At 42.1% G+C, this 24,406-nt stretch carries 15 protein-coding genes and 1 tRNA gene; 3 read left to right on the top strand and 13 right to left on the bottom strand.

The features are described from left to right. Positions 1 to 32 precede the first annotated feature (32 nt). The 8 genes from EFY79_RS06525 to EFY79_RS06490 form a co-directional block, all read right to left on the bottom strand. Positions 33 to 578: a hypothetical protein gene (locus tag EFY79_RS06525; protein ID WP_123119880.1), complete on the bottom strand. Its 546-nt coding sequence runs from the start codon at positions 576 to 578 to the stop codon at positions 33 to 35. 114 nt (positions 579 to 692) lie between these two features. Next, positions 693 to 1,547: a glycerophosphodiester phosphodiesterase family protein gene (locus tag EFY79_RS06520; protein WP_158605166.1), complete on the bottom strand. Its 855-nt coding sequence runs from the start codon at positions 1,545 to 1,547 to the stop codon at positions 693 to 695. A gap of 314 nt (positions 1,548 to 1,861) precedes the next feature. Then, positions 1,862 to 4,894 carry a PVC-type heme-binding CxxCH protein gene (locus tag EFY79_RS06515; RefSeq protein WP_123120052.1) on the bottom strand — a complete coding sequence of 1,011 codons (3,033 nt, stop codon included), beginning with the start codon at positions 4,892 to 4,894 and terminating at the stop codon, positions 1,862 to 1,864. A gap of 13 nt (positions 4,895 to 4,907) precedes the next feature. After that, positions 4,908 to 7,220, bottom strand: coding sequence for a hypothetical protein (locus EFY79_RS06510; RefSeq protein WP_123119878.1), 2,313 nt, complete (start codon positions 7,218 to 7,220; stop codon positions 4,908 to 4,910). 3 nt (positions 7,221 to 7,223) lie between these two features. Beyond that, entirely contained in the window at positions 7,224 to 9,017 is a 1,794-nt protein-coding gene (locus tag EFY79_RS06505) for a purple acid phosphatase family protein (protein ID WP_123119877.1), read from the bottom strand. A gap of 72 nt (positions 9,018 to 9,089) precedes the next feature. Next, complete coding sequence (locus EFY79_RS06500; protein WP_123119876.1) at positions 9,090 to 11,300, bottom strand: ligand-binding sensor domain-containing protein; 2,211 nt, start codon at positions 11,298 to 11,300, stop codon at positions 9,090 to 9,092. A gap of 276 nt (positions 11,301 to 11,576) precedes the next feature. Continuing rightward, on the bottom strand, positions 11,577 to 13,211 hold the full coding sequence (locus tag EFY79_RS06495) for a SusD/RagB family nutrient-binding outer membrane lipoprotein (protein WP_123119875.1): 1,635 nt from the start codon (positions 13,209 to 13,211) through the stop codon (positions 11,577 to 11,579). A 23-nt stretch (positions 13,212 to 13,234) separates the two neighbouring features. Next, a complete protein-coding gene (locus tag EFY79_RS06490; protein ID WP_123119874.1) occupies positions 13,235 to 16,726 on the bottom strand; it encodes a SusC/RagA family TonB-linked outer membrane protein in 3,492 nt (1,163 codons plus the stop codon). Between EFY79_RS06490 and EFY79_RS21395 the strand changes: the two genes are divergently transcribed. Continuing rightward, a complete protein-coding gene (locus tag EFY79_RS21395) occupies positions 16,725 to 16,895 on the top strand; it encodes a hypothetical protein (protein WP_158605165.1) in 171 nt (56 codons plus the stop codon). The genes EFY79_RS06490 and EFY79_RS21395 overlap by 2 nt on opposite strands. A gap of 118 nt (positions 16,896 to 17,013) precedes the next feature. Here EFY79_RS21395 and EFY79_RS06485 read toward each other — a convergent pair. After that, positions 17,014 to 17,085: transfer RNA gene (locus EFY79_RS06485), tRNA-Arg, on the bottom strand. A 106-nt stretch (positions 17,086 to 17,191) separates the two neighbouring features. Here EFY79_RS06485 and EFY79_RS06480 point away from each other — a divergent pair. After that, a complete protein-coding gene (locus tag EFY79_RS06480; protein ID WP_123119873.1) occupies positions 17,192 to 18,256 on the top strand; it encodes an NADH:flavin oxidoreductase/NADH oxidase in 1,065 nt (354 codons plus the stop codon). A gap of 45 nt (positions 18,257 to 18,301) precedes the next feature. Here the strand turns inward: EFY79_RS06480 and EFY79_RS06475 are convergent, their stop codons facing one another. Continuing rightward, the gene (locus EFY79_RS06475; protein ID WP_199727465.1) at positions 18,302 to 18,781 is read right to left on the bottom strand and encodes a YMGG-like glycine zipper-containing protein; all 480 of its coding nucleotides are present in this window, start codon (positions 18,779 to 18,781) and stop codon (positions 18,302 to 18,304) included. Positions 18,782 to 18,932: 151 nt separating this feature from the next. Then, positions 18,933 to 19,535, bottom strand: coding sequence for a glycine zipper 2TM domain-containing protein (locus EFY79_RS06470; protein WP_123119871.1), 603 nt, complete (start codon positions 19,533 to 19,535; stop codon positions 18,933 to 18,935). Between the two features lie 315 nt (positions 19,536 to 19,850). On the opposite strand from EFY79_RS06470, the gene EFY79_RS06465 reads away from it, so the two are divergent. Beyond that, on the top strand, positions 19,851 to 20,399 hold the full coding sequence (locus EFY79_RS06465; RefSeq protein ID WP_123119870.1) for a Dps family protein: 549 nt from the start codon (positions 19,851 to 19,853) through the stop codon (positions 20,397 to 20,399). 200 nt (positions 20,400 to 20,599) lie between these two features. Here the strand turns inward: EFY79_RS06465 and EFY79_RS06455 are convergent, their stop codons facing one another. Both EFY79_RS06455 and secA read right to left on the bottom strand, forming a co-directional pair. Continuing rightward, on the bottom strand, positions 20,600 to 20,953 hold the full coding sequence (locus EFY79_RS06455; RefSeq protein ID WP_123119868.1) for a hypothetical protein: 354 nt from the start codon (positions 20,951 to 20,953) through the stop codon (positions 20,600 to 20,602). A gap of 46 nt (positions 20,954 to 20,999) precedes the next feature. Continuing rightward, positions 21,000 to 24,332, bottom strand: coding sequence for a preprotein translocase subunit SecA (gene secA, locus EFY79_RS06450; protein ID WP_123119867.1), 3,333 nt, complete (start codon positions 24,330 to 24,332; stop codon positions 21,000 to 21,002). Positions 24,333 to 24,406: the final 74 nt, after the last annotated feature.

The raw sequence follows: 24,406 nt of genomic DNA, 5'->3' as shown, positions 1-24,406 counted from the left end.
AAACTTCATTTTGAAGGGGTAATAAAAAATTATCACGGTTGTTTTTCTAAAATAAGTCCCAGCGGCGCTGCTCCGAGGCCGGGAAATTCGACGGTGAGCGAAAGATTTAACTCATTGCTTGAAATACTGTTGATCCAGTGAGGGTCTTTGTCACCACTGGCCGAAATCAGCTCCACGACAGCATCATAAATAGTAAGATCCCAGGTGCCACTATTGCCTGCAACCGGTAAAATCAGATCCGTGCAACCGGTAATTTTATAAGTGCCATCAGCATTAAAAGAATAAATATTATCCGCGGTGCAGGTGATGGCTGCAGCAATTTCAGGGCTTCCGAGTGCCTGCCCGATGAGCGGCGCAAGCGCTATCATACTTGTGCCGGCTTTAATTTTCTGGCCTGCAATTTTTACATCCACTGCAATAACCAGGTCTTTTTGTTTCCAATTGCCGGTAACCCATTCACGGTTCTTATTTTTAAATTTTGCATTTTCGTCGCCCGTTGTATCCTTCTTACAGGATGCAAAAAGAAATATAGACAGCATCAGCAACGCAAACTTTGGCACGAGGCGCTTTTTTTCCATGATTGTTAATTTAAGAGTTTATGATAACAGCATTAGCACTGAGATTGTCCGTTAAAAACATACATTTGTCAGTAAAGCAATTTTTACTATGATTTTTTATTTTGGCTTTTATAATCATCTTAATTTTTTAGTGTTTAAATATTTGATTAGTTGCTCAGGATGATCAGTCTGCAATCCATCTACTCCCAAACTGAGCGCATGATCCCATTTGGCAGGATTTTCATCCCTGCTTTGAACATCCAGCCATAACTGAATTTTATGATCATGAAGAATATGAATGAGAGCAGTATCGTGTGCATTGTCTACCACGTCAACCGGCGTTTTCCTGAGGAAATCCTGTATGTCAGAAGCGGTGCCATTTTCGGGAAGGCTCGTCATCAGTGGCATCGTGGGGGCAACTTTCTTCCATTGGCCATATTGCTCTTTTTTGTTTAAATAAACCACTACATTGTGCTGCATCCCGGCCTGCCTGATTAAATCATAGGTTTTAGCCGCATCCGCGTCTTTGAAATCAAGATATATGTTGATTTTGCCTTTACATACAGCCAGTACACTTTCAAAGGTTGGAATAAAATAGGTTTTGGTGTCTGCCGGCATCACGGGCGCTATTTTCAAATTTTGTACCTCATCAAAATTTAAATTTCGAATGAGCGCATCTGTCCCAGTCATCTTTTTAACTGATTCATCATGAAGAACCACCAATTTACCGTCCCTGGTAGTTCTCAGATCTACTTCTACATAATCAGCACCTTCTGCAATAGCATTTTCATAAGCAGCCAGGGTATTTTCAGGCACCTGTAAATGGCTGCCGCGGTGCGCTATAATTTTTATTTTATGTTGCGTTTTTGGTAATCTGTCACAAGGGCTGAAGCTATTTTGTAGCAAATAAAAATCAATAGTATCTGCGTACGAAACCCGTCCACCAGAGAGGCAAAGAAAGGCTAATATGGTAATTGTAAATTTTTTCATAAGCAACGGGAATTTCATAATGAATATTCCGGGACTGGCCGTTAAAAACCAGCAAGCTAATACGTTGTTTTAATTTATTTAAGTCAGTAAGGATATTGGTAAATAAAAGAAAAAAATTACCCTGAATTCCTCTTCAAGGCACATTTAATTACTTCTTCTAACGAATTTAAACAAATTTTATTTAGTAGCTATGGCAGATATTATCATTAGAATGTAGCATATTATCAAAAGAAAAGAACGTGCAACTTTTACCTTGTCGTTTTCAGGGACATCGTTTAGCTATTGCGAGAGAGATTGGCTCCGCCCAGGATGGTTTAATTTCCCTGCTTTATAAAGGCTATTAAATCAGCCATTTGTTGCTTATTTATTCTTTTTTCAAAATCGCCTGGCATAGGTGAAATGTCCAAAGTTTTTAATGACCGGATGTCTTTTCTTGCAATCGTTGATTTGACGCCTCCCTGCCGATTCAGCACGATAGCATTAGAGGTTTCTGACACAATAATTCCCTGGAACATAGAGCCATCATTGAGCACTACGTTCCATAAATCGTAGCCGTGTGAAATTGACTGGTTCGGATCCAGGATATTAATCATAATGCTCTCCGGCAGCCAGCCTTGTACCGTTCCGAGATCCGGCCCAAACTCAACGCCCGTTTTGCCCCGCACTTTATGGCAAACAAGACAGTTTGCCACATACACCGTACGGCCTTTAGCGGCATCGCCTTTCAATTTTAGAGCTGCCTCATATTTCTTTATCACCGGGCTGCGGTCTTCTTTCTTTTGGGTTAAGAGCGACCGCGCAATCTCTTTCAACGAATCAGGAATATCTCTCATTAGAATTACAGTGACCGGCCACCCTAACTCTGACTTTGTAATATTTCCTTTCGAAATATTTTCTAATAACAGAGAAAGACGGGCAACAGAAAAAGGCTCGGCGATGAAGGTATTAAGCGCAGCTTCTCTCGTACGCGGAGACAAGCCGGGCCATTTTTGCAACAGGAATTCTGACACCATCGTTCCGGGAATCTTGTTTAAGGCTCGAACAGCAGCTAACTGAATATCTATCGGGATATCCGGAACAATCAAACTTTTTAAAAAATCTGCGTGGGCTTCCGGATTTTGAATAGCCATTAAATTTATCGCTTCAGTTCTTTTTTCCACGGAATTATTGTGGTTTCCAGCTATTTTTTGAGCTTCATTTATAACAGTTGCTTGTATCGGATTGCCAGCGTTTACGATCTGTTCAAGCAGTTGCCGGGCACTTTTTCGGATGCTTACATCGGGATGCGTGAGGCAAACATTGATTAATAATTTCTTTTCATTGGTGAAGCCTTCGGGAAGCGTTTTCCTGCTTTTAACCCCATCTGCCAGCCCTTCCAGCAAAGGGGCTTTCCAGCTCTTTGCAATTCCCGGTGAAGGCTCAATGGCTCTGACTAAAAATGAGTGGATCGCCTTTTCGTCTTTTCCGGCGCCTATTATAGTTCCAAGCCGTGTTACAAGCGATGCATACGCCGGATTTGCCGGTTCATATTTTTTTAATAGCGTTTCAAGCAGTGTGGCGCTTTGCGAGGAGGCGCTCAGGGCGGCAATTTGCACCCATTTATCATTCATGTCCTTAAATAAAATTTCCCGGGACGCCCTTCCTGCTTCGGGTGTGTTCAGTGAGCCGAGCGTGCAAATTAATTGATACCTCACCTTCGCATTTTCATCATTCTTCAGCGCAATTAATTTCGGAATAAGGGAGGGCCACTCTTCCAGGTGAAGTTCTGCAAGTTTTATAGCATTTTCCCGGATACCGGGTTGCGCATCACTCAAAGCCTGCGAAACCAATTCTTCTGATAATTGATTCATGCCTTGCAAAGTCCACAAAGCGTGCAAACGTCCTAAGGCTGAAAATTTATTTTGAGCCATCTGAACCAGCGCGGGAATGGTTTGGCTGTCGTTTCTGTCAAGAAGCAACCGCTGCGCATTGCTCCGCCACCAAATATTAGGATTGGAAAGCATTTGCACCAACTGTAGACTACCCGAATCTTCTAAATTAATTTTAAAAGGATGATTAGCAGCAGATACATTAGTGGCGCTGATCCGGTAGATCCGGCCCTTATCTCTTCCGTTGTATAACTTTCCGGATTCAATCGCTTCCTTCGACATCCATTCTGGATGCTCAATAATCTCGCGATAATAATCTACTACATACAAAGCGCCATCAGGCCCTATATACATATTTACCGGACGAAACCACCCATCTGTTGAAGCCAAAAATTCCTGGTGTTCCAAAACGCGGCTCGCCGTGAAAGTTGCCCCTTGATCGCTTAGGCGGTCAGCATGAATAATATTACTCACAGGTTCACAAACAAACGAAATATTGTTATTGAATTTTGCAGGAAATGCGCCACCCTGATAATAAGTAATTCCGCAGGCGGAAGTAATCACGCCTACATCCGTGAGTAACTGATGCTCCGGATTTTTTGTAATCGGGTACACATCGCATGCATCTCCGTGGTCGGAAACGGATTGCATCGCATCGCCAACTACCTGGTCGGGATTGCGCTTCAGGTATTGATTGGCGATTACTTCCTGGTAAATATGATTGGAATTATTTACCAAAAAATGATGGCCCCATTCATCAAAAGTTTGCCCGAACTGTGTAGAACCTGATGTCTCTTCCAAGGCGTAACTACCGGGACGGAAGCGAACAATGTGACCCTGCGCATTTACGGGCAACCGCGCTCCATCTGGATTATCGGGGTAGTAAATATCCCGGCCCGGATCACCAAACACGTTTTGATAGGTCTCAGATTCTTCAACGCCTTCATGGGCAAGATATATCCAATTGTCAAGGCCAAATACGGGCCGGTTTACGAGATATTGAGGATTGGTGAGTGCAAACCCCGTGAGCATTACTTTTTTTATATCCGCCTTCCCGTCTCCGTTGCTATCTTCAAAATAGTACACATTTGGCGGATCGGTCACAAGGATTCCTTTTTCCCAGCGCATTACGCCGGTTGGCAGCACAAGGCTATCCGCAAAAACAGTACGCGAATCCATCTTCCCATCTCCATCTGTATCTTTCAGTAAGATTACCTTTCCTGAATTACTCAGATCGAGAGGGTAGCCATGCATTTCCACCACATATATCTGGCCTTTTTCATCAATCGTCATATCCACCGGATCTGAAATAAGCGGCTCAGAAGCGATTAATTCTATTTTAAACCCGGGAGGTAATTGAAAAGAAGAAAGTGCTTTTTCTGCAACAACGCTTCCTGATGAGGATCGGGAGTTGCAGCCCACAACATACACAGTAAAAGCACAAATAAGCAAATAAAAAAATCCGGATAAATTTTTCATTTTAAAATAATTGTCAATACAATTTGGGTATTGCCGGGCCATCGTAGGGAGCGGCTCCATCGTTTTTCTTTTGCAAATTTATATTCCCGGGCAGTTTCAATGGCTTTTCCTCTTCAGTAATAAACCCATGGTATCTTGCCATCCAATAGTTCATGATAAACTGTGATGGATTGCGGTTCACATTTCCACCGGAACCTCCATCCAGTTTTGTAGTTCGCTCTCCGAAAGAAATCTCGCGTGGTGATACAGCCCTTATTGCACCTGCATAAGAGGTATATCCGGGTTCAGCATATAGATCATTCCTGGATGAATTATTGAAATCATAATCTGTACAATCAAGCACTTCTTCACGCATCGACTTTATTGCCTGGGGTAATTCACAGTCATTGCCTGTAAGTGCGCCATAGGTAAAATTAAACCATGGATCATGTTCCATTCGCAATACTTCCCACGAACGCGCCAGGCTGCGCAGGTAAAAAGTTCTTAAGAGGGGATCAGTATCATAACGCAACAGTGTAAAATAACTTTGGAACGCAAGGTCGTCGTCCCACGGAGCAATGACAGAAGGAGGAAATGTATTTTTCTGACGAAGAGTATTTTCCGGATAGCGCCATTGAATTAATTGCCGGTAGGCAGCTTTATATTTTTCCTTCCCTGTGATGGCAAATGCTGACCGCGCATAGGAAAGCGCTTCCAAACCATTTAGGCCCCTGTCATTATATCCATAAGCTCTCAAAAGATATTCAGGATTCCACCTTCCCCAGCGCGTAGGTTTGCCGTCCATATCCTTTAGCATCCAGCCATTTTGAATGACGTAGGAAGCTATCCTGTCGATATGCTCTTTTGCCATTTCCTTTTCCTTGCCTTCGGCTACGAGGTCATAAAATATTGAGACCGCGAAAAAATGAGCTGTTACTTCATCGCTTGATGCATCACTTTTCCAAAACCATTTTCCATCTTTGGAAGGATACCATTTTGCCGGTAAGCCGCCAGAACCCTGGGCGCTCTTTTCATCCTTATCCGCTGTTGTCCATACAGCGCGGGCAAATAAACCATCAATTGGTGCAATTCGTTCAAGCCATAAAAGCGCTTTGAAAGATTCGACAGCTTTCTTTTTTGCCTCCGGGTCATGGGTCACTGCATATTTGAAACACATGGCGGCCAGGTAAGGAGCAGTATTGCCTCCGTCATTATCGCTGATCTCACGAATCCATTCCCCGTTCTTTTTATACAATGTATGGATAAAACCAATCCGTTTTTGCCCCCAATCAGCAATGTGTTTTTCGTAATAATCAGATTTTTCTTTTAAGGTAAATGGTATGTACCTTATAACTCCTATGCCTTTATCCGTAGCAATATAAACCGTACTATCGCCTGTGGCAATGCCATTCACCTTATTATCCGGCAGCCACATTTTTCCGGCAAAATAATGCCAGTCGCGGGGAAGCATTCTTACTGCTCCGTTGGAAGTGCCAATCCATACATCATCCGCAAATCCTTTGGTGATGCAGCTTGTATTTTCAACAGGCAACCCTTTTTGTCCATTGATGGAGGTGAGCGCAGCCCCTCTCAATTCACCAATTCCCCGGTCAGTAGTGATATATACACGATTGCCCATGCAAAGCATGTCCCGGGTATTTTTTGAGGGCAGCGAACCCCAATCCACCGGCTCCTGGTTTACCTGTACCCCATCAAACGAAACCAATTGGCCGGGGCGAAGCGCATATATTGTTCCACTGTAGGAGACAATTCTATCAATCGGCCCGAGACGCACAGGCTCTGCATGCACCTGGCTTCCATCTTCCATCATTACCGTAATGTCGCTGGAATTATAGCCTGTGGCAGGTTTGGTGCTTATCAATTGGCCATTAATAATTTTAAAAATTTCTTCCCTTGTAGCAGCATACATCTCCCCGTTGTGAACACATACATCTTCAAACTCACTGTCATCCACTTTTTTCCAATCCTCATTTTCCAGTTTAAAAAGACCGGCAGAGCCCAGTGCCCACAGGCCTTTCGCTACTTTGATTCTTTTAATGTTTTTGGGTGAATTATTCACTGGAATCAATTTTCCCTCGTCAACCAAAAATATTTTCCCTTCCATTACCGCATAGCAATGAACTTCGTAGAAGGCTATTGCCGTAACCGGCTTTTCTGTAATAATTTTTGCCGGTACTTCCTGCAGGTATACTTCATCTTTTTGTGGAGTCAGATGTTGGTTAATTGTGGTAAAATTCTGAGCTGCAGAAGGTGTACTCCATACAAGAAGCAGGAAGGCAGATACCAGCCCTTGAAACCAATTGTTATGAACGCAATTTTTAGCCATGGTTTATTTTTGGATGGCAAATGAATCAATCACTTTATTATCAGAATTTATTGCGCTAAAACTCAATTTATTTCCTTCAATCTTTACATACTGGTAAAGATCTCCATTAAAATTACGCACTACAGTGTAAGGCTCTTCCCGGCGCTTTTCAGGCTTTGTTGGTATACCGACCGACTCCACGTAGACGGTACCTTGCCGGTACGACGAAACTACTTTTCCAGCTTTCATAGGCTTGGTACGCATATAATAATGGATATGCCCGTTCATTACCATATCCACGTGATATTTGTCAAACAGCGGAATCCAGGCCGCCTGTATATCGGGATAAGACTCCTCCCAGTTGTACGGCGCAAAATGAAACATGGCAAATTTCCAGGTGGCATCGGTAGTTTTAAGCTGCTCTTCAATCCAGGTTTTTTGTGTATCAATGGGAGCCGTGGATTCAATCATCAGGAAAAGTGCATTCTTATACCGGAATGAATACGTATGCTCCGGATGAACGCCGGCAGGTGCATTTTTGGGATAACTGAACAAATCCCTGTACATCTTTGCGCCTAAGCCCTGGCGGGTGTCGTGATTTCCTAACACAGTCATCAAAGGCTTTCGCGAAATTATTTTCCTGGTAAAATGAAAAAGATCATCCCAATGATCGCGGTGCAAACCTTCACTCACCATATCACCCGCTATGGAATAAAATGCCGCTTCCGGATGAGATTTGTTGGCCTGGTTAAATAATTTTTCGATAGATGGGGAATGATGCGTATCGCCGGTCCAGATAAAAGAAAATGAATCGTCATTGGCCGGAGTGGAAAATGAATATTCTTCCGACCAGGTTGTTGCCGGAACAATTTGATATTCATAAGTAGTTCCAGGCTTCAAATTCGCCAGGTGAGCAGTAAACCGGTAGATGTATCTATCGTTCATCAGGTTGCGGTCTTCCATCCGGTATTTTTCTGCAGCAACTGTTTGAATCGTTTCGGTGCCTTTTTCCCTGAAATTAATTTTCCCCGACTGAACTGTAGTGTCCGTGCGCCATTGTATATCTATGGTGGTGGCAGGATCCGCGCTCCAGGTCAGCATTACCTGGTCCGGATTAGGCGAGGATGGAAAGCTTGTTTTTCTAAAAGCGCCCACAAGATGTGATTCTGTTCCGCGGCCCCTGATAGTAGTGAGTAATTTCTGGCCTTTCATATCTTCAGGAACATTTCTCAAAACCAATTCTGTCCAGTCGTGATAGGTAAAAGCACTGTCAGACAATGTGCCTACATACTGATTTTCGGGGAAAAAATTGGTTAATTGAAGGGGATCATTTTTATTAACAGGCGCTACCGAAACAAAATAATGCAGCATATAATCTTCAAAACCATTTATGCCTAAACCCACATGACCTGCTTCAAATTTTTTTTGCCAAACTTCATAAGTTATTTGTTCATTGCTCATTGTTTTATCTGTTTTGACAAACCCGGAAGGTATCAGCCAAAAAGGAATGATCTTCTGTTCTTCACTGCGCATAATAGAAACTATTACCGGCACATTTACATCAAACATCCAATACCTGGTAGCCAGTATTTCTTTGTCATTCTCATTGAACAAAGCCAAAGCCTGGTCATTGGTAAGTGAATCTAACTGCTGTTCGCTCATTGTTTGGTAAAGGTGCGTGACAGTACGATCCATTACATCTTTTACACTTTCACTCGCCGTAGTTTTAACTGTACACGAATTAATTCCCGTTATAACAAACAGGAAAATCATTGCAATGGAAGCCGGAATGTTTTTGATGTCCGTTTGTGATTTCATTTATCAATTGGCGTTTGTGGGCAAAATAGAAACCTTGCTTATTTGTTCTTTTACTGGTTTCAAAAAGGTAATTCATTTGATTGGCGCGCTAATCACTTTCAGATAGCGGCCCATCCAATATGGCAACAGCCATATATCGCCCGCACTGTATTCAGACCGGCCATCATTGCCGCCGTCAAGATCAAACCGGTTGGCATTATGGCGCGCAATGCGTAATTCATCCGGAGGCAGCACCTCTTTAATAGTTTGCCTTCTGAAATTTGGTTCGATAAATTCAATATCCTTTCTTTGGCTGTTTTTTTCAGTCCAGTTTATCAAATCGAGCGGATATTTTTGGAGATACCAGATAGCTTCGTTCAAATCAAAATTTTTGGTACCGGTCAGGGCCGTCATAATATTCCACAAGCCTTCTTTTTCGGGCCGCTCAATTTGCCAATGGTCAAGAATGGCTTTCTTGAAATCTGCTTTCAGCGTATCATTAAATGCATAGCGATATAAGCCCCAGTATCCGCAGAAATACATTTCATCATCCGAATGGTTCCAGCCCTCAGATAAATCTTTACTGAGTTCATCTGCGTCGGCGGGTGCATGACCTATATCTTTCATTGGCTGCATCAGATTTTTTAAATATCCATGTTCGTTCATTAAGTAAAAGGCGGCCTTTTTGTATTTTTCTTTTTTGGTAAAATGGTAAGCCGTCTGAAGCATCGCTATGATATTGCTTGAATTGATTTTACGGTCACCTACATTTTCCGGGCGGGCATTTACATACTCAGGGTTCCACCGGCCCCAGCGCGTTGGCTTGCCATCCCAGTCTATTAAGTAAAAATCATTTTTAACAATGGTTGACATCAGCGTGTCTATGAGCATCACCGCTTTTTGACGCAAGTCTTTATCATCCACCAATTCCGCAATCACACCAAAAGCAAAAATATGGCCGATGGCTTCATCGCTGCTCGTGGTCGATTTCCAGTCCCACTCAGGGTCTTCGGCCCTGCGCCACGCCTCATCATCAAATTTATATCCGCGCCTTTCAAAAGATCGCGATGGGAATCCGGGCACTGGGTTGATGGTATAAAGCCGCTCCATCGCCTCAAGCGATTCTTTTAAATTTTGCAATGCATAGGGTGATTTCGTAACTGCATAATTAAAAGCTTCTCCAGCCAGGTACATGGAGGTCCACAGGCCATCGTTATCCGAATCTTCCATGCTGCCTGTAGTTACGTCCCCATTTTTCATATTGACAACAGTAGCATTAAAGCCGAGACGGATATGCCTTTCGCGAACCTGCTTTTCAAAAAAAGCCGCCTTATCATGCAATGTCATTTCTTTGAAATAAATCTGTCCCAGGCCTTTTGTAGTAAGCACGAGCACCGAATTTTCAGGGCCTTTTGCAATGCTGATAACTGAGTCTGATGGAATCCATCTTTTGGAAGCATAATATTTGTATTTCCCATCTTTTCGAAGCTGCATGGCGCCCCACGTTGACCCAAACCAGAGCGTACTGTCGATGTAGGCAATAGCAGTTATTTCAGGCCATGGCATCTTCTTTAGAATATCTCCGGTTTGCTTTTTTGTTTTGCCATCAATTTTAAAATAGCCATCCGTAGTGCCCACGAACAGCATTCCGTTTGCCGGCTCAATACAGGTTAAATTATCGCCCTTATAAATTGAACGCAGTTGATTATTTGTTGGTGAAAAAAAGCTGACCGACTCATCGCTCAAAATCCAAAATACCTTGTTGGATTTGTCAAATTTGATATCCTTAATTTTTTCTCCAGAAAGACTGCCTTCCCATAATTGCCTGGAATCTTTCAAAAGGACGAGTTTGCTGCCATCAGAAATAAGAAAAGTAAAATTATCGCCGCCGGCAAAAATGTTAGCGCCGGGTAAGGAGTGCTTCGAAAATAATTTTCCGGCCCATGCATTGCTGAGAACAGCCTGGTTGTCGATATAAACAAGCTGGTCCTGATAGGTTGCGATTCCGGCAATTTTCTTATCCGAAGTTTGCTTATCCTGTTCGTCTTTAACAAGAGCGCCGGGAAAGAGAAACTGGCCGGCGCGCGGGCGCAATAATCCTTTTGAAGAAAGCAACTGGATGTAGCCGTTTCTGTCAGAAACCACTTTTAATAACTGGCCATCGCCGTCGTTGCTCAAATACTTAATGCTGTAATCCTGTATAAAAGGCTTGTCTTTATGTTGAGGAATTTGCGATTGCGAAATAACCGATAACGATGTGAAAATAACTAAGAGAAAAACCGATTTCCGTTTTTTGATAAGCATTGAAAAAGTTTAAGGCTATTAGTAATGTGTAATAATAATTATGCGGCATGCAAACAGGGATGGAATTGAATGAATATCAATTCCTTCCCCGTTGCAAGTATTTATAATACAGTAAACCTGCCTTTAAGCTGTTTTTTTATTTTGCAAAATGATGCCTTTTGAAACATTTTGCGCCAAACACTCCGGGAGTGAATAGCAACTCACCACCCCGAAAAGTATTTTTATTTATTGAAAACATCCTCATTCAATAAGGATGTTTCCAAATCTATTTCAACATTACCAGGGTTCACTCGTGCCCTGGATTACCCATGGTTTAGACCAGGCGCTGTTTGCACCCTGGGGATTTGAAAAATTAGTTACTTCAAGGTCTTTTAATGCTTTTTCCACGTTGGCTGCATTCAGATTCAGTTCCTCGCTTGAATAAATAAACCTTACCGGCAGCTTTTTCCTTTTGGCAAAAGGCCCTGCCTGTAAGTCAGGATAGCCTGTACGGCGATAATCAAACCACGCTTCTTCGGAGGCAGTCCAACTGGCAATCCACTTCTGCGTCATAATTTGTTCCAATGTTCCATTAAATTTCACCATCGGGCCATCTATGTAAGTTGCATAATCATCCCCTACTCCCCAGGTATCCATAGAAGCTTTTACTGCATTTTCATAATAGGTTTTAGCATCTGCGCCTACTGACCATCCTTTTAAAGCCGCTTCTGCTAAAATAAAATTGACTTCAGCTACAGATTGCAACCTTGCTTTTAGCAAAGGCCCACTCGCTTCTTTATAAATATCGTTAAGAAACGATACATGGGGATTGTTTGATAATTGGCCTGGTGTAGGGTTCAAATTATAAAATGAAGGTTCGCTGCCGATGCTTGGCGGAATGCCTACATACTCCGGATCCGTATCTACCAACGTGTTTGCCGGAATAGCATCATGATGAATATAGCGCACGCCATCAATTATGACGTCGGGACTAGGGCTTTTGGTATCACTGATTACGATAGGAATTTCCACTTTAGCAGCCCAAACGCCCAGTCTTGGGTCATTGTAAGATTCTAAAGTATTTACAAAAGTGGCGCACATTTTTATCCGCCTGAAATTGCTTCCGTTGGTTCCGTCAAATTTCAGGTTATCAGGCCATGAATTGTCGGCGTTATTTCCTATAAAATCCATGGTGGCATCGTCATCAGTAGTTTTGAAATAAATACCTGAAGCTACTACATCCTGAACACCGGCTTTTGCCACATCCGGTAATTTTGAAGAAATTCTCATATAATAACGGAGCAAAAGGGAATTGGCAAATTTTTGCCATTTGGCCGCATTGCCGTTATAATACACATCCCAGCTTCCTGAGCCCTGGTTGCCTTTTTCCAACAAGCCACTTGCAGTTTTTAAATCGCTGATAATCCCTGTATAAATATCCTGCTGTGCATCATAGGCTGGCAAAAGATTTTCCTGGCCGCCTTTGTTACCGTTCAGCGCCATTGAATAAGGCGCATCTCCCCACAGATCAGTAATCAATCCGAACAGGAAAGATTTCATTGTTAGCGAAACGCCCTTGATAAAATCATTCCCTTCTTCCTGGGCCCGGTTATAAGCCACCTGGTTATTTCTCAATAAGCCATAATAGTTGTCCCAACTTTGGTCCGACCAGTCATAATCATTGTTCCCGCTTGACCAGGCATCTTTTTGTGTTTGTTGCATCACGCCGGGAAAGGGTTCATCAAAGCCTATCTGCAAATAGCTTTTTGCAGTTCCCGTTAAAACGCCCGTCATTAAAAAAGTCGGGTTCACTTTATCGGGGGTCGTTCCGTTAGGATTGATATTTATTTCAGTAAGCTTTTTACACGAAAAGATAGAAAGTATGAATAATAACAAGCTAACTTTTATTACCCGGTTTATTATCGTTTTCATAATAATTATTTTAAATTTTAATATTAAAAGTTTAGCGATAGTTTAATTCCAATTGGCAACACCCAGGGCAAGGTGTTATTAAACTCTACTCCATGTTCAAAGCCGGTTCCTGAAGGTTGGAAAGCCCGCTCAGGATCTATTCCTATTTTGGCCTTGGTCCATAAAATAATATCGCGGCTGAAAACAGAAACCACTGCATGCTGAAGCCCGATTCTTTGCGACAGACTATTTGGAATTGCATAGCTCAGTGACACCTCTCTTAACTTGATAAAAGATGCATCAAAAAGAGCTGCTTTTGTAAAGCTCCAGGGATAGTTGTCCTGGTACCTGATATATTTAGTATCGGGCCCGCCAAGATTTTCCTTGTAACCAATAAAGTTTCCATCAGCATCAGTTTCTTCAATTACTCCGGGATTAAAAACGCCATCATGAAGAGTGATTCCTCCTTCGGTATGTTCAAATCCGCCCAGTGCCAGTGTAGGTCCGCCCACCACATGAATTCCCTTGATGTATTTATCTGCATTATCCATAAGGTATTGGGGAAGGTTGGCCTGTGGTCCAAAATATTTTATCGTATTATCGAGGAAACGTTGCGAATGCAAGTCCGATTCGGTGTAGCGGTAGGTTTGGGAGATAAAATCACCGCCATTCCTCCAGTCGAAGCTGGCGGTAAGTGTAAATCCCTTATAGGACAATGAAGTCTGAAGCCCCATTGAAAATTTGGGATTAAAATTGCCGATTTTTACTGCATCTGTGAGGCCACCGCCATAGTCCTGCCAGCTACCGTCTTCATCGAGAATAGGATAGCCATAATATTTTGAACTTTTATCATCTACCGTCACCAGTTTGCGATCGTAAATATCACCGATCGCCTGCCCTACATACGTCCAGGCACCGCCTTTAGCTTCTTTCCAAAGTACAAAGTGGTCCATCCCTTCAGTTAGTTCTTCTATGATGGTTTTGTTTTTAGAAAAATTAATGTTGACATCCCATTGCAATTTTGAACTGGCGGCAGTAGGCGTTAATCCCAACATCAATTCCACACCTTCGCTTCTTACCAGGCCTGCATTAATCAATTTAGCACCATAGCCCGAGGATTGCGGAAGATTGATGGGCAATATCTGGTTTTTATTGTCGCTTCTATAAATGGTTCCTTTTAATCTCAAACGATTGTTCAGGAAGGCCAGGTCTGCTCCATATTCGTAAGAGGTGGCAATTTCGGGCTTCAATTGAGGATTCAGCAGAGTTCCGGGAATTATCAGGCTGGTTTCATCACCCCATGCTCCTCCGTTTTGTGTAACAGGGCTCAGGCTGTAAGGATTGGTATCTTTACCAACCTGTGCTGCGCCTGCCCTTATTTTAAACAGATTTACATACGAAGGCATTTGTAATACCTGATTCAGAAGAATGCTTACAGAGGCAGAAGGATAAAAATAAGACCTGTTTTCAACCGGTAGTGTGCTCGACCAATCGTTTCGTGCGGTTAAATCTACGTAAGCCATATTTTTATATCCAACAGACGCCAGCCCGTACACACTATAAATGGCTTTTTGAAACGAATAGTTAGAAAAAACCAGTGAGGATGGCAACACATTGGAGAAATTATACAATCCGGGAACTACAAGCCCACCGCTATTGGTGCTGTTTTGAAAGTCTGTTCCCCTTTGATACATAATATTTCCCCCGGCAGATACATTAAAATCCCAATCGCTTAGTCTTTTATTGTAAGTAGCCAACACGTCAGAGTTTCGTTCAGAATGAAATATCTCGTCAATTCCAAATACGCCATTGGGGTTTCTGGATTGGCTTTTCGCAATATGTGTTTCTCGGTGTTCGGAATACATATCAAGGCCATATCTTGCCATAACACTGAATTCAGGAGTAATTTGCCAGGTAGCTTTTATATTACCGTATCCCCTGTTTCGTGAAAAACTATTGATTGCTTCATAAGCCAGGAACCACGGGTTATCAAAATCGCCCGGTGCAATTGATTTTTGCTGAACGCCCTCCTGGCCCGGCATCCAGTAATCCCTTAAATCCATTATGTTAACCGAGGGATTTAAATAAGATAGCGCATCCATTGGGTTGGTGCCCCTGCTGCCTGCCGGTCTGTTGTTAGAATTATTTCTTACAAAATTGATATCTGCATCAATCGTGAAGTTTTTGGTGAGACGATAAGATGTAGCAAGATTTAAAGCATTTCTATATAAGTCGGTATTAGGCAAAATTCCCCTGTTGCTCATATTGGTATATGACAGCCGGTAGGAACCTTTGTCATTTGCGTTTGCCACCGCGATGCCATTCGTGGAGGTAATTCCTGTGCGCATAAAATTTTTGGAATTATCAGGGTAAGAAACCAATGGTATAGCAACAGGGTCACCATTTGCATCCAGCGGGCTGTTCCATTGTACAGCATTGTAACCTTTATCTAATTCCGGGCCGACCCATGCCGAAGAGCCGGTATTAATTACAAGAGGATTACCTGGTAACGAATTAGTAGGATGGTTATCCGGAGTATAAGGACGCTCCCCGGGGCCAAATTGACTGGTTAACAGCGGGAGATATTTGTAAGGCCTGTCAAATACGGTGCTTGAAGTGATTGATATTCCCAAACCTTTACTTTTTTTCCCATCTTTGGTAGTAATCAGCACCACGCCATTTCCCGCTCTTGAGCCATATAAGGCAGCGGCGCTCGGCCCTTTTAAGATAGTTACGCTCGCGATATCTTCAGGGTTTAAATCGGAAATTGCATTTCCATAATCCACGGGATTTCTGTCGCCGAATCCTCCAACGTTATTTAAAGTATTGGCAATCGGGGTTCCGTCTACCACAAATAATGGCTGGTTATCGCCATTCAGGGAAGTAGTGCCCCGAATCACCATGCTTACTGATGAGCCAGCGCCGCCCGTGGAACTTATAGCTACTCCCGGAACTTTTCCTGATAAGCCGGTCAATACATTTTCATGATTGACCTCTGTAAGCTCTTCCCCCGAAACCTGGGCTACAGAATATCCCAAAGATCTTTCTTCCCGCTTTATTCCCAGGGCGGTAACCACCACTGCATCCAGAGAAGATGCATCAGGCGTTAAAGTTACATCTATATGGGTCCTGCCACTTACTGCTACCGTTACGGTTTTATATCCAACAAAACTGAATCTCAATTGCGCATCCGGTTGCACTGATAATGAATAGGCCCCGTTATTATCGGTGCTAACACCCGCGGTTTGCCCTTGTACCAACACGGAAACACCTACCATCGGGTTCCCTTTCTCATCCCTTACGATTCCTGTAACGCGGATATCACTTATATCCGCCGGTGCCAAATTTGTAATTGAAAACCCAGGAGTTTTTGAATGTACTATTTTATTGTTGCCCTTATTATCGTCCGCATAGCTCCGCGAGGGCAAATGAATACTGGCGAAAAAAATTACTAAGGGAATAAATTTCCAACTTAATAAAAACCGGACATCTTTTTTTGCATTAAAAATTGGATGCAAGGAAAATAATTTTTTCATGATGGCACATTTTAATAATACAGTAAATAAGAAGGACAGGAATTTAAAGCAATCGTTAATCTCGAAATACAAGGCTAATCTTACAACAAAAATAGAAGATAAAAATGTTCACTTTATATTCATTGTTGCCTATTTATTGTACCATCTTATCATAAGTGTCGGCACATGATTGACCATCTTTATAGATAATGAAGAATTGTGGCTAAAATAAAAAAGTAAACTAAAACTGCCTTTACTGTAACACATTATCACAGAGTCTGGGGAATGCAATTCAGAAGCAGCAGATGTAGCCCGGACAAGAATCGAACTTGTATCTAGAGTTTAGGAAACTCCTATTCTATCCATTGAACTACCGGGCCGTTAATCCGTTTTAAAAACTCTTAAGCCGGATGCCAGAAAGTGGGCAAATTTAATGGAATTTTTTGTAAGAAAAATTAGGTCAGAAATTTGCTGACAAGAATAATCATGGCCTTACTTTTTGAACCTATCACGATACGAAATATTACTTTTAAGAACCGGCTCATTGTTTCCCCTATGTGTCAATATTCCAGCATAGATGGTTTTGCGGACGAATGGCACCTTGTACATCTTGGTTCAAGGGCTATTGGCGGCGCGGGTTTGATTTTTACAGAGGCTGCAGCCGTGACCGCTGAAGGCAGAATTTCCCCAGATGACCTCGGTATCTGGAAAAATGAGCATATTACCTTCCTCAAAAAAATTACCGGTTTTATAAAACAGCACGGCGCAATTGCCGGAATACAACTCGCTCATGCAGGAAGAAAAGCCAGTACGCCCAGCCCGTGGAAAGGGAAAACACCATTAACAAGGGAAGCCGGAGGTTGGCAAACCATTGCTCCCAGCAACTTACCATTTAAAGATTATCCTTTACCAAGGGAAATGTCAGTTAACGATATAAAAAAATTAATAAATGATTTTACCGATGCGGCTCAGCGGGCTGTGGAAGCGGGTTTCGATGTTTTCGAAATCCATGCGGCCCACGGCTATCTCATCAATGAATTTTTATCGCCCTTAAGCAACCACAGGACTGATGAATATGGCGGAACTTTTTATAACCGCAGCAGGTTGCTTTTAGAAATAGTGCAGGCAATAAGAAATGTAATCGGTGAAGAACCGCCACTTTTTGTTCGAATCTCCTGCACGGAATGGGTTGAGGGAGGCTGGGATATCAATGATTCAGTAGAACTCGCTAAAATTTTAAAAGAACAGACCGTGGATGTTATAGATTGTTCCAGCGGCGGCAATTCTCCACAGCAAAAAATTAATGTTGGCCCGCTCTACCAGGTTCCCTTTTCAGAAGAAATCAAAAAAGAAACTGGCATTTTAACCGCTGCGGTAGGTATGATTACTGATGCCCTTCAATGCGAAGATATTCTAATGCAACAAAAGGCTGATTTCATAGTAATGGCGCGGCAGTTTTTACGCGAGCCTTATTTTCCGCTGCACGCCGCCAAAGAGTTAGGGGTTGATGTACCATGGCCTGTCCAATATCAAAGAGCCAAAATAAAATAAAAAGCCCTCCGTTGAAGGAAGGCTCATAAATTACCATAATTCTATTTACTTTTTTTCGTCCTTAACTCTTCCATCTTTTTTATCTTTTTCATGCCCTATTATATATCCGCCTGCGGCACCCACGGCTGCGCCGATAGCTGCTCCCGTGCCTTTATGGTGTTTTGAAATGATTGCTCCGCCAACTGCGCCGGTCGCGCCGCCAATTACAGCGCCTTGCGCGCCTTTGCTCCAGCCTTTCTGTTTATCAGCCTCAGGAGCGGTTGATGAATTTTGTTCATTTTTTGCCTGCACGGCTTTATTTTCTTCATTTAATTTTTTTGTTTGCCCTTCATTGGCCTGGGAATTTTTTGGATAGTACGGATAGCTTCCCGCATTTGCCTTTAATGAATCAGTAGTCGAACTATTATTGTAAACAGTAGAATCATTTAAGAGCTGGATATTTCTTTTCGTGTCATCATGATTTTTGCAAGCCATGAAAAACAACAGGGAAAAGATGGGCAAACTCAATTTCTTTAAGACTTTCATAATCTCTTTTTTGGTTATGTAAAGAATTTAGAGAAAACAATGCCAGAATTGATGGCGAATAAGTAAATTTTGTTAAACACCGACGCGAATCAGCAAAAATTCAATAAAAAAAACAGCCCCGGTGAGAGCTGTTTATTTTGCGTTTTTTATATTATTCAATCATAAACCGGTTATCTTTTTTGTCCATTTTTTTACCGATAATATATCCACCGGCTGCTCCGGCAATGCCGCCAACAACTGCACCTAAGCCTTTTTTCTTGCTAATAACCGCTCCGCCAACTGCACCTGCCACACCGCCAATGATGGCGCCCTGCGCCGCTTTGCTCATCCCCTTCTTTTGCACCTCTTCATCATTTTTAGCCGATGCAGTTTCTGAAGGTGATGTAGAAGAATCATTGCTACCGCCGGTGTTTTGAGTAGACGGCGTTGTTGTAGGAGAAGTTGAAACCGGCTCCTGAGCTTCGGTATCCTGGACAGGATCATCACGCTTAACAGCCTTTCTTACATTTCCTGTTTGTGGGGCGGGCCTTTCGATTACGATGGTTCTTACAATGGTTTTTACAGGAGGCTTTTCATTGACTTTTTCCCGTACCGGCGCTGCTTCAGCAACTGAATTGGTGTCAGTAAGGATGTTATTGGTGTATGCGCCTGCATCCGGCAATAGTTGTATATCACGCTGGCTGTCTTTTGCAGGATCACTATTGCAGGCGGCAAAACTTACGGCAATAAAAATAAGTAGTAATAAATTTTTCATGGTTGTTGATTTTGAAAATGAATAAACTTTTTTAAACTGTTGTTTGAATAGAGTTTAAATTCTTGTAAGGGTTTAAATTTTTTCCGGACGTTTAAAAACTTTTAACAAACATGATATCAGCCAAGGTTTCTAGCAAATACAGGTTTTGCAATCATTCAACGCTTAGTTTTAAAAAATAATAGCTAAACCGCAAGCCACGTTTATTCTAATCAGTAAAGCGACAAATAACCCGTTTTTTACTTTACTAATCCGAAAGGCTGGCACCCCGTTTGTGATAGAGAAACTTTATTAACTTTTGAATAAAAAAAAATAATTATGGTAAAGCAAGCTGATAAAAATCATGAGCCTAAAGAAAAAATTTCTACAGAAAACCAGGACAATCTGAATACAGGAATTTCAAAAGAAAATAGCAAAAAAGTGGCCGAAGCGCTTAATAAAGTGTTGGCTGATGAATTTGTGCTTTATACAAAAACACTAAACTTCCATTGGAATATAGAAGGCCGCGATTTTCATGCTTTACATTTATTTCTTGATGAGCAATACAATCAATTACAGACAATCATTGACTCCGTTGCTGAAAGAATCAGGAAAGTGGGACATTTTGCTACCGGAAGCATGAAAGAATTTTTGGGGAATACTTCATTAAAGGAACATTCCGGTGCCGCCTCTGTTTCGGAAACTATGCTGGAACAATTGGTATCAGACCATGATGCTATCATCAGAAAAACAAGAAAATTAATTGATGAATTTGAAGAAAAATATGATGATGCCGGAAGTTCGGATTTCATTACAGGAATCATGAAGGAGCATGAAAAGATGGCCTGGATGTTAAGGGCCAGCGTTCCTAACCAGGGTACAAAATAAAAAACAACTTTTTTTATTTTTTCACTATGGGGAAAAACGAATCAACAAGTATTGATCGGGAAATACCGCTCCCTTCAATTTTCTTCAATAGCAGTCTTCCCGACTGCTATTTTTTTAAATATTTCGATCAGAATCCTAATAGATTTGAATTTAATGGAAATTTTAAGCGATTAAATTGGCGAATTTTTTGGGAACGCGGTTTACCGGACAATTAAATCGGGAACCACCAATTCATTTCCCGAATACACGGTAAGCTTTATCGTATTTGTGGTATTCGGGATTTCAAAGGGCACATCCAAAATACATTTGCCCCCGGGCACCAGGCTGTTAATGCGGATTTCACTTCCGGGAGGAATATCTGCAAAAGGAACTTCGCCGTTTTCCCAATTAGAAGTCAAACTCCAGTTGCCATTTCCTGTAAAAGTATAAATTTTGGGAAGGTTCAAAATTCGCTTGACAGATTTTGCGGAATCCATCTCACCTGCATTCTTTAGCTGGCACAATGCAGGTGCGCTCAACAGAAATAGAAGAATAACAACAGGAATCTTTTTCATGGCAGCAACTTAATAAACCTAAAAATAAACGAAATTTTGATACCATCTAATTTTCACCCTTGCCATGGCAATTTTTGTATTTTTTGCCACTTCCACAAGGGCAGGGATCATTTCTACCTACTTTGGGGCCTACTCTTATGGGCTCCTGTTTTATATTTTCAGACGGATCTATATAATCATTTTCCTGAGAAACGTATTCGGGCCCCGCTCCGGCTCCCGCAAATTCTGCTTTTCTCTGACGCAGTTTGCTCATGTCAGTCCTTTTTCTTCGCTCTTCTGTTATGCGCGTTTCCTGGTTTTGTTCGGCGGGAATGCTGCAATGGGCAAGAAAACTAACGATGTCTTTATTAACCTGGTCGTCCATTTGTTTAAATGCGCCGAAGGCTTCAATTTTATAAATTACCAACGGATCTTTTTGTTCATACCCGGCAGTTTGAACACTTTGCCTTAAATCATCCATTGCACGAAGATGTTCTTTCCATGCATCATCAATCAATGCGAGCGTTATGTTGCGTTCCAAAGCGTTGGTAAGCTCAGCACCGTTGGTTTCAATAGTTTTATCGAGGTTGGCAATCGCCTGCATGCCTTTTTTCCCATCTGTAAAAGGAACTGCCACGTTAACAATGTGTGGTCCCTGTTCCCTCCGGATATTTTTCAACACAGGAAGCGTTTGTGCATTTATTGCCTTATTCTTTTCATTGTATCGATCTTTGGCCTCATAATATAATTTGTTAGCAAGCGTCTGAACGTCTTCTTTGTCAAGTTCTTCACGGGTTATGGAGGTATCAATTCCAAAATTCATGATTGCTGCCAGCTTAAATTCTTCATGGTTATCAATTTCTTTAAAAGAATTGATGATGCCCTCCGCAACCGAATAAAAAGCGTTATCAAGGTCAAGCGCCAATCTTTCTCCAAACAAGGCATGGTTTCTTTTTCCGTAAATCACCGTCCGTTGTTTATTCATCACGTCGTCATATTCCAGCAATCGTTTCCTGATACCAAAGTTATTTTCTTCCACTTTTTTCTGCGCCCTTTCAATACTGTTGGAAATCATTTTGTGCTGGATCACTTCCCCTTCTTTATATCCCATCCTGTCCATCAGCGCGGCAATTTTTTCGCTTCCAAACATGCGCATCAAATCATCTTCAAGAGATACAAAAAATTTAGACGAACCCGGATCACCCTGCCTTCCGGAACGGCCCCGCAACTGCCTGTCGACGCGCCGGCTCTCATGCCTTTCTGTTCCTAAAATAGCCAGTCCGCCCGCTTCTTTTACGCCGGGGCCAAGTTTAATATCTGTTCCGCGGCCTGCCATGTTGGTAGCAATCGTAACGGCGCCGGCTAATCCTGCTTCTGCAACTACCTGGGCTTCCTTCGCATGCTGTTTTGCATTTAATACATTGTGCGCAATCCCCATTTGCTTCATCATGCGGCTCAGCAATTCACTTACCTCTACAGAGGTAGTGCCGACAAGGATAGGCCTTCCGGCAGCGGTCATTTTTTCTACCTCGTCAATAACCGCTTTATATTTTTCACGCTTGGTTTTAAAAACCAAATCCTGTGCATCATCTCTTATTACAGGTACATTGGTTGGGATTGAAACCACATCCAGTTTGTAAATATCCCAAAATTCTGCAGCTTCTGTTTCTGCGGTTCCGGTCATGCCCGCCAGCTTGTGGTACATCCTGAAATAATTCTGCAGGGTGATGGTAGCATAGGTTTGCGTGGCACTTTCGATTTTTACATTTTCCTTTGCTTCTATTGCCTGGTGCAAGCCATCTGAGTAACGACGCCCTTCCATAATACGGCCGGTTTGTTCGTCAACGATTTTAACCTGCCCGTCAATTACCACATATTCCACGTCGTTTTCAAAAAGTGTATAGGCTTTTAAAAGTTGCGTGACTGTATGAATCCGTTCTGCTTTAACAGAATAATCGCTCAATAAAGTTTCCTTTCTTTCGAGTTTCGCTTCGGGTGTAGCATCGCTTTTTTCAATTTCTGCCAGCTTTACGCCAATATCGGGTAAAATAAAAAATTCAGGATCCTCTCCTGATTTGGTAATTAAAGCAATGCCCTTGTCGGTCAACTGCACCTGGTTGTTTTTTTCATCTATTACGAAATACAGCTCCTCATCTACGATGTGCATATTTTTTTCCTGGTCAGACAAGTAATAATTCTCCGTTTTTTGAAGTTTTACTTTCATGCCGGGCTCACTTAAGTATTTTATAAGCGCATTATTTTTCGGTAGTCCACGGTGAGCCCGATACAAGGAAAGACCTCCATCTTTAGGATCATCATTTCCCTCGCTTATTTTTTTCTTTGCGTCAATTAAAAAGTTGCTGGTTACTTTTCTCTGCGCTTCCACAATTTTTTCAACCCTTGGTTTAAGTTGATCAAATTCCTGGTTATCGCCCCGTGGAATTGGACCGGAGATAATCAAAGGTGTTCTGGCATCATCAATCAACACACTATCAACCTCATCCACCATAGCAAAATGGTGCTTGCCCTGCACCATTTCTTCAGGGGAATGCACCATGTTATCACGCAGGTAATCAAAGCCAAATTCATTGTTGGTTCCATATACCACATCTCGTCCGTACGCTTTCCTTCTTTCTTCGCTGTTTGGCTGATGCTTGTCAATGCAATCCACTGTCAGGCCGAGCCATTCCAGCAAAGTTCCGTTCCATTCGCTATCACGACGGGCCAGGTAATCGTTCACAGTTACGATATGAACGCCGAGGCCAGCCAAAGCATTCAGATACGCGGGCAGTACAGATACTAATGTTTTACCTTCACCGGTGGCCATTTCAGCAATTTTTCCCTGGTGCAGAACTATTCCCCCTATTAACTGTACATCATAAGGAACCATGTTCCAAACGATTTCATTTCCGCCCGCTGTCCAGGTATTTTGATAAATTGACTTATCCCCTTCAATGCGCAGGTATTTTTTAGTTTGAGCAAGGGTTTTGTCAAGCTCTGTAGCTGTAGCTACTAATTCAGTATTTTCCTTAAAGCGACGCGAAGTTTCTTTCACCACCGCGAACGCTTCCGGCAGGATTTCAAAGAGCACCTCCTCCAGTTTTTTATCACGATCCTTCGTCATATCATCTATGTGGCGATAAATTGCATCCCTGCCTGATATATCCGCAGAATCTAATTTTTCAGCTTCAGCTTTCTGAGATTCTATCTGGTTATCAGTATCTTTCAGGTATTCCTTTATCCTTGCACGGAATTCAATTGTCTTTCCACGCAATTCGTCATTGGACAAAGATTTATATTCCTCAAAAAAAGCATTGATCTTTTCTACAAGAGGGCTGATTTTCTTTACGTCTTTTTCACTTTTATTGCCACCAAATAATAGGGAGAGTAGCCCGGCCATATATCTATGAATTATTTATTTAAAAAGGTAAATTGTTGTTGTCAATTTTGATGCAGCAAATCATTCGAAGCCAA

Source organism: Hanamia caeni (assembly GCF_003721595.1).
Classification (GTDB): Bacteria; Bacteroidota; Bacteroidia; order Chitinophagales; family Chitinophagaceae; genus Ginsengibacter; species Ginsengibacter caeni.
This window is presented reverse-complemented; position numbering and strand designations above follow the sequence as displayed.

Bases quoted from the DNA above. Each gene is read 5' to 3' on its own strand.
- EFY79_RS06525 (WP_123119880.1), bottom strand. From the start codon at position 578: ATGGAAAAAAAGCGCCTCGTGCCAAAGTTTGCGTTGCTGATGCTGTCT.
- EFY79_RS06520 (WP_158605166.1), bottom strand. From the start codon at position 1,547: ATGAAAAAATTTACAATTACCATATTAGCCTTTCTTTGCCTCTCTGGT.
- EFY79_RS06515 (WP_123120052.1), bottom strand. From the start codon at position 4,894: ATGAAAAATTTATCCGGATTTTTTTATTTGCTTATTTGTGCTTTTACT.
- EFY79_RS06510 (WP_123119878.1), bottom strand. From the start codon at position 7,220: ATGGCTAAAAATTGCGTTCATAACAATTGGTTTCAAGGGCTGGTATCT.
- EFY79_RS06505 (WP_123119877.1), bottom strand. From the start codon at position 9,017: ATGAAATCACAAACGGACATCAAAAACATTCCGGCTTCCATTGCAATG.
- EFY79_RS06500 (WP_123119876.1), bottom strand. From the start codon at position 11,300: ATGCTTATCAAAAAACGGAAATCGGTTTTTCTCTTAGTTATTTTCACA.
- EFY79_RS06495 (WP_123119875.1), bottom strand. From the start codon at position 13,211: ATGAAAACGATAATAAACCGGGTAATAAAAGTTAGCTTGTTATTATTC.
- EFY79_RS21395 (WP_158605165.1), top strand. From the start codon at position 16,725: ATGATGGCACATTTTAATAATACAGTAAATAAGAAGGACAGGAATTTA.
- EFY79_RS06490 (WP_123119874.1), bottom strand. From the start codon at position 16,726: ATGAAAAAATTATTTTCCTTGCATCCAATTTTTAATGCAAAAAAAGAT.
- EFY79_RS06480 (WP_123119873.1), top strand. From the start codon at position 17,192: ATGGCCTTACTTTTTGAACCTATCACGATACGAAATATTACTTTTAAG.
- EFY79_RS06475 (WP_199727465.1), bottom strand. From the start codon at position 18,781: ATGAAAGTCTTAAAGAAATTGAGTTTGCCCATCTTTTCCCTGTTGTTT.
- EFY79_RS06470 (WP_123119871.1), bottom strand. From the start codon at position 19,535: ATGAAAAATTTATTACTACTTATTTTTATTGCCGTAAGTTTTGCCGCC.
- EFY79_RS06465 (WP_123119870.1), top strand. From the start codon at position 19,851: ATGGTAAAGCAAGCTGATAAAAATCATGAGCCTAAAGAAAAAATTTCT.
- EFY79_RS06455 (WP_123119868.1), bottom strand. From the start codon at position 20,953: ATGAAAAAGATTCCTGTTGTTATTCTTCTATTTCTGTTGAGCGCACCT.
- secA (WP_123119867.1), bottom strand. From the start codon at position 24,332: ATGGCCGGGCTACTCTCCCTATTATTTGGTGGCAATAAAAGTGAAAAA.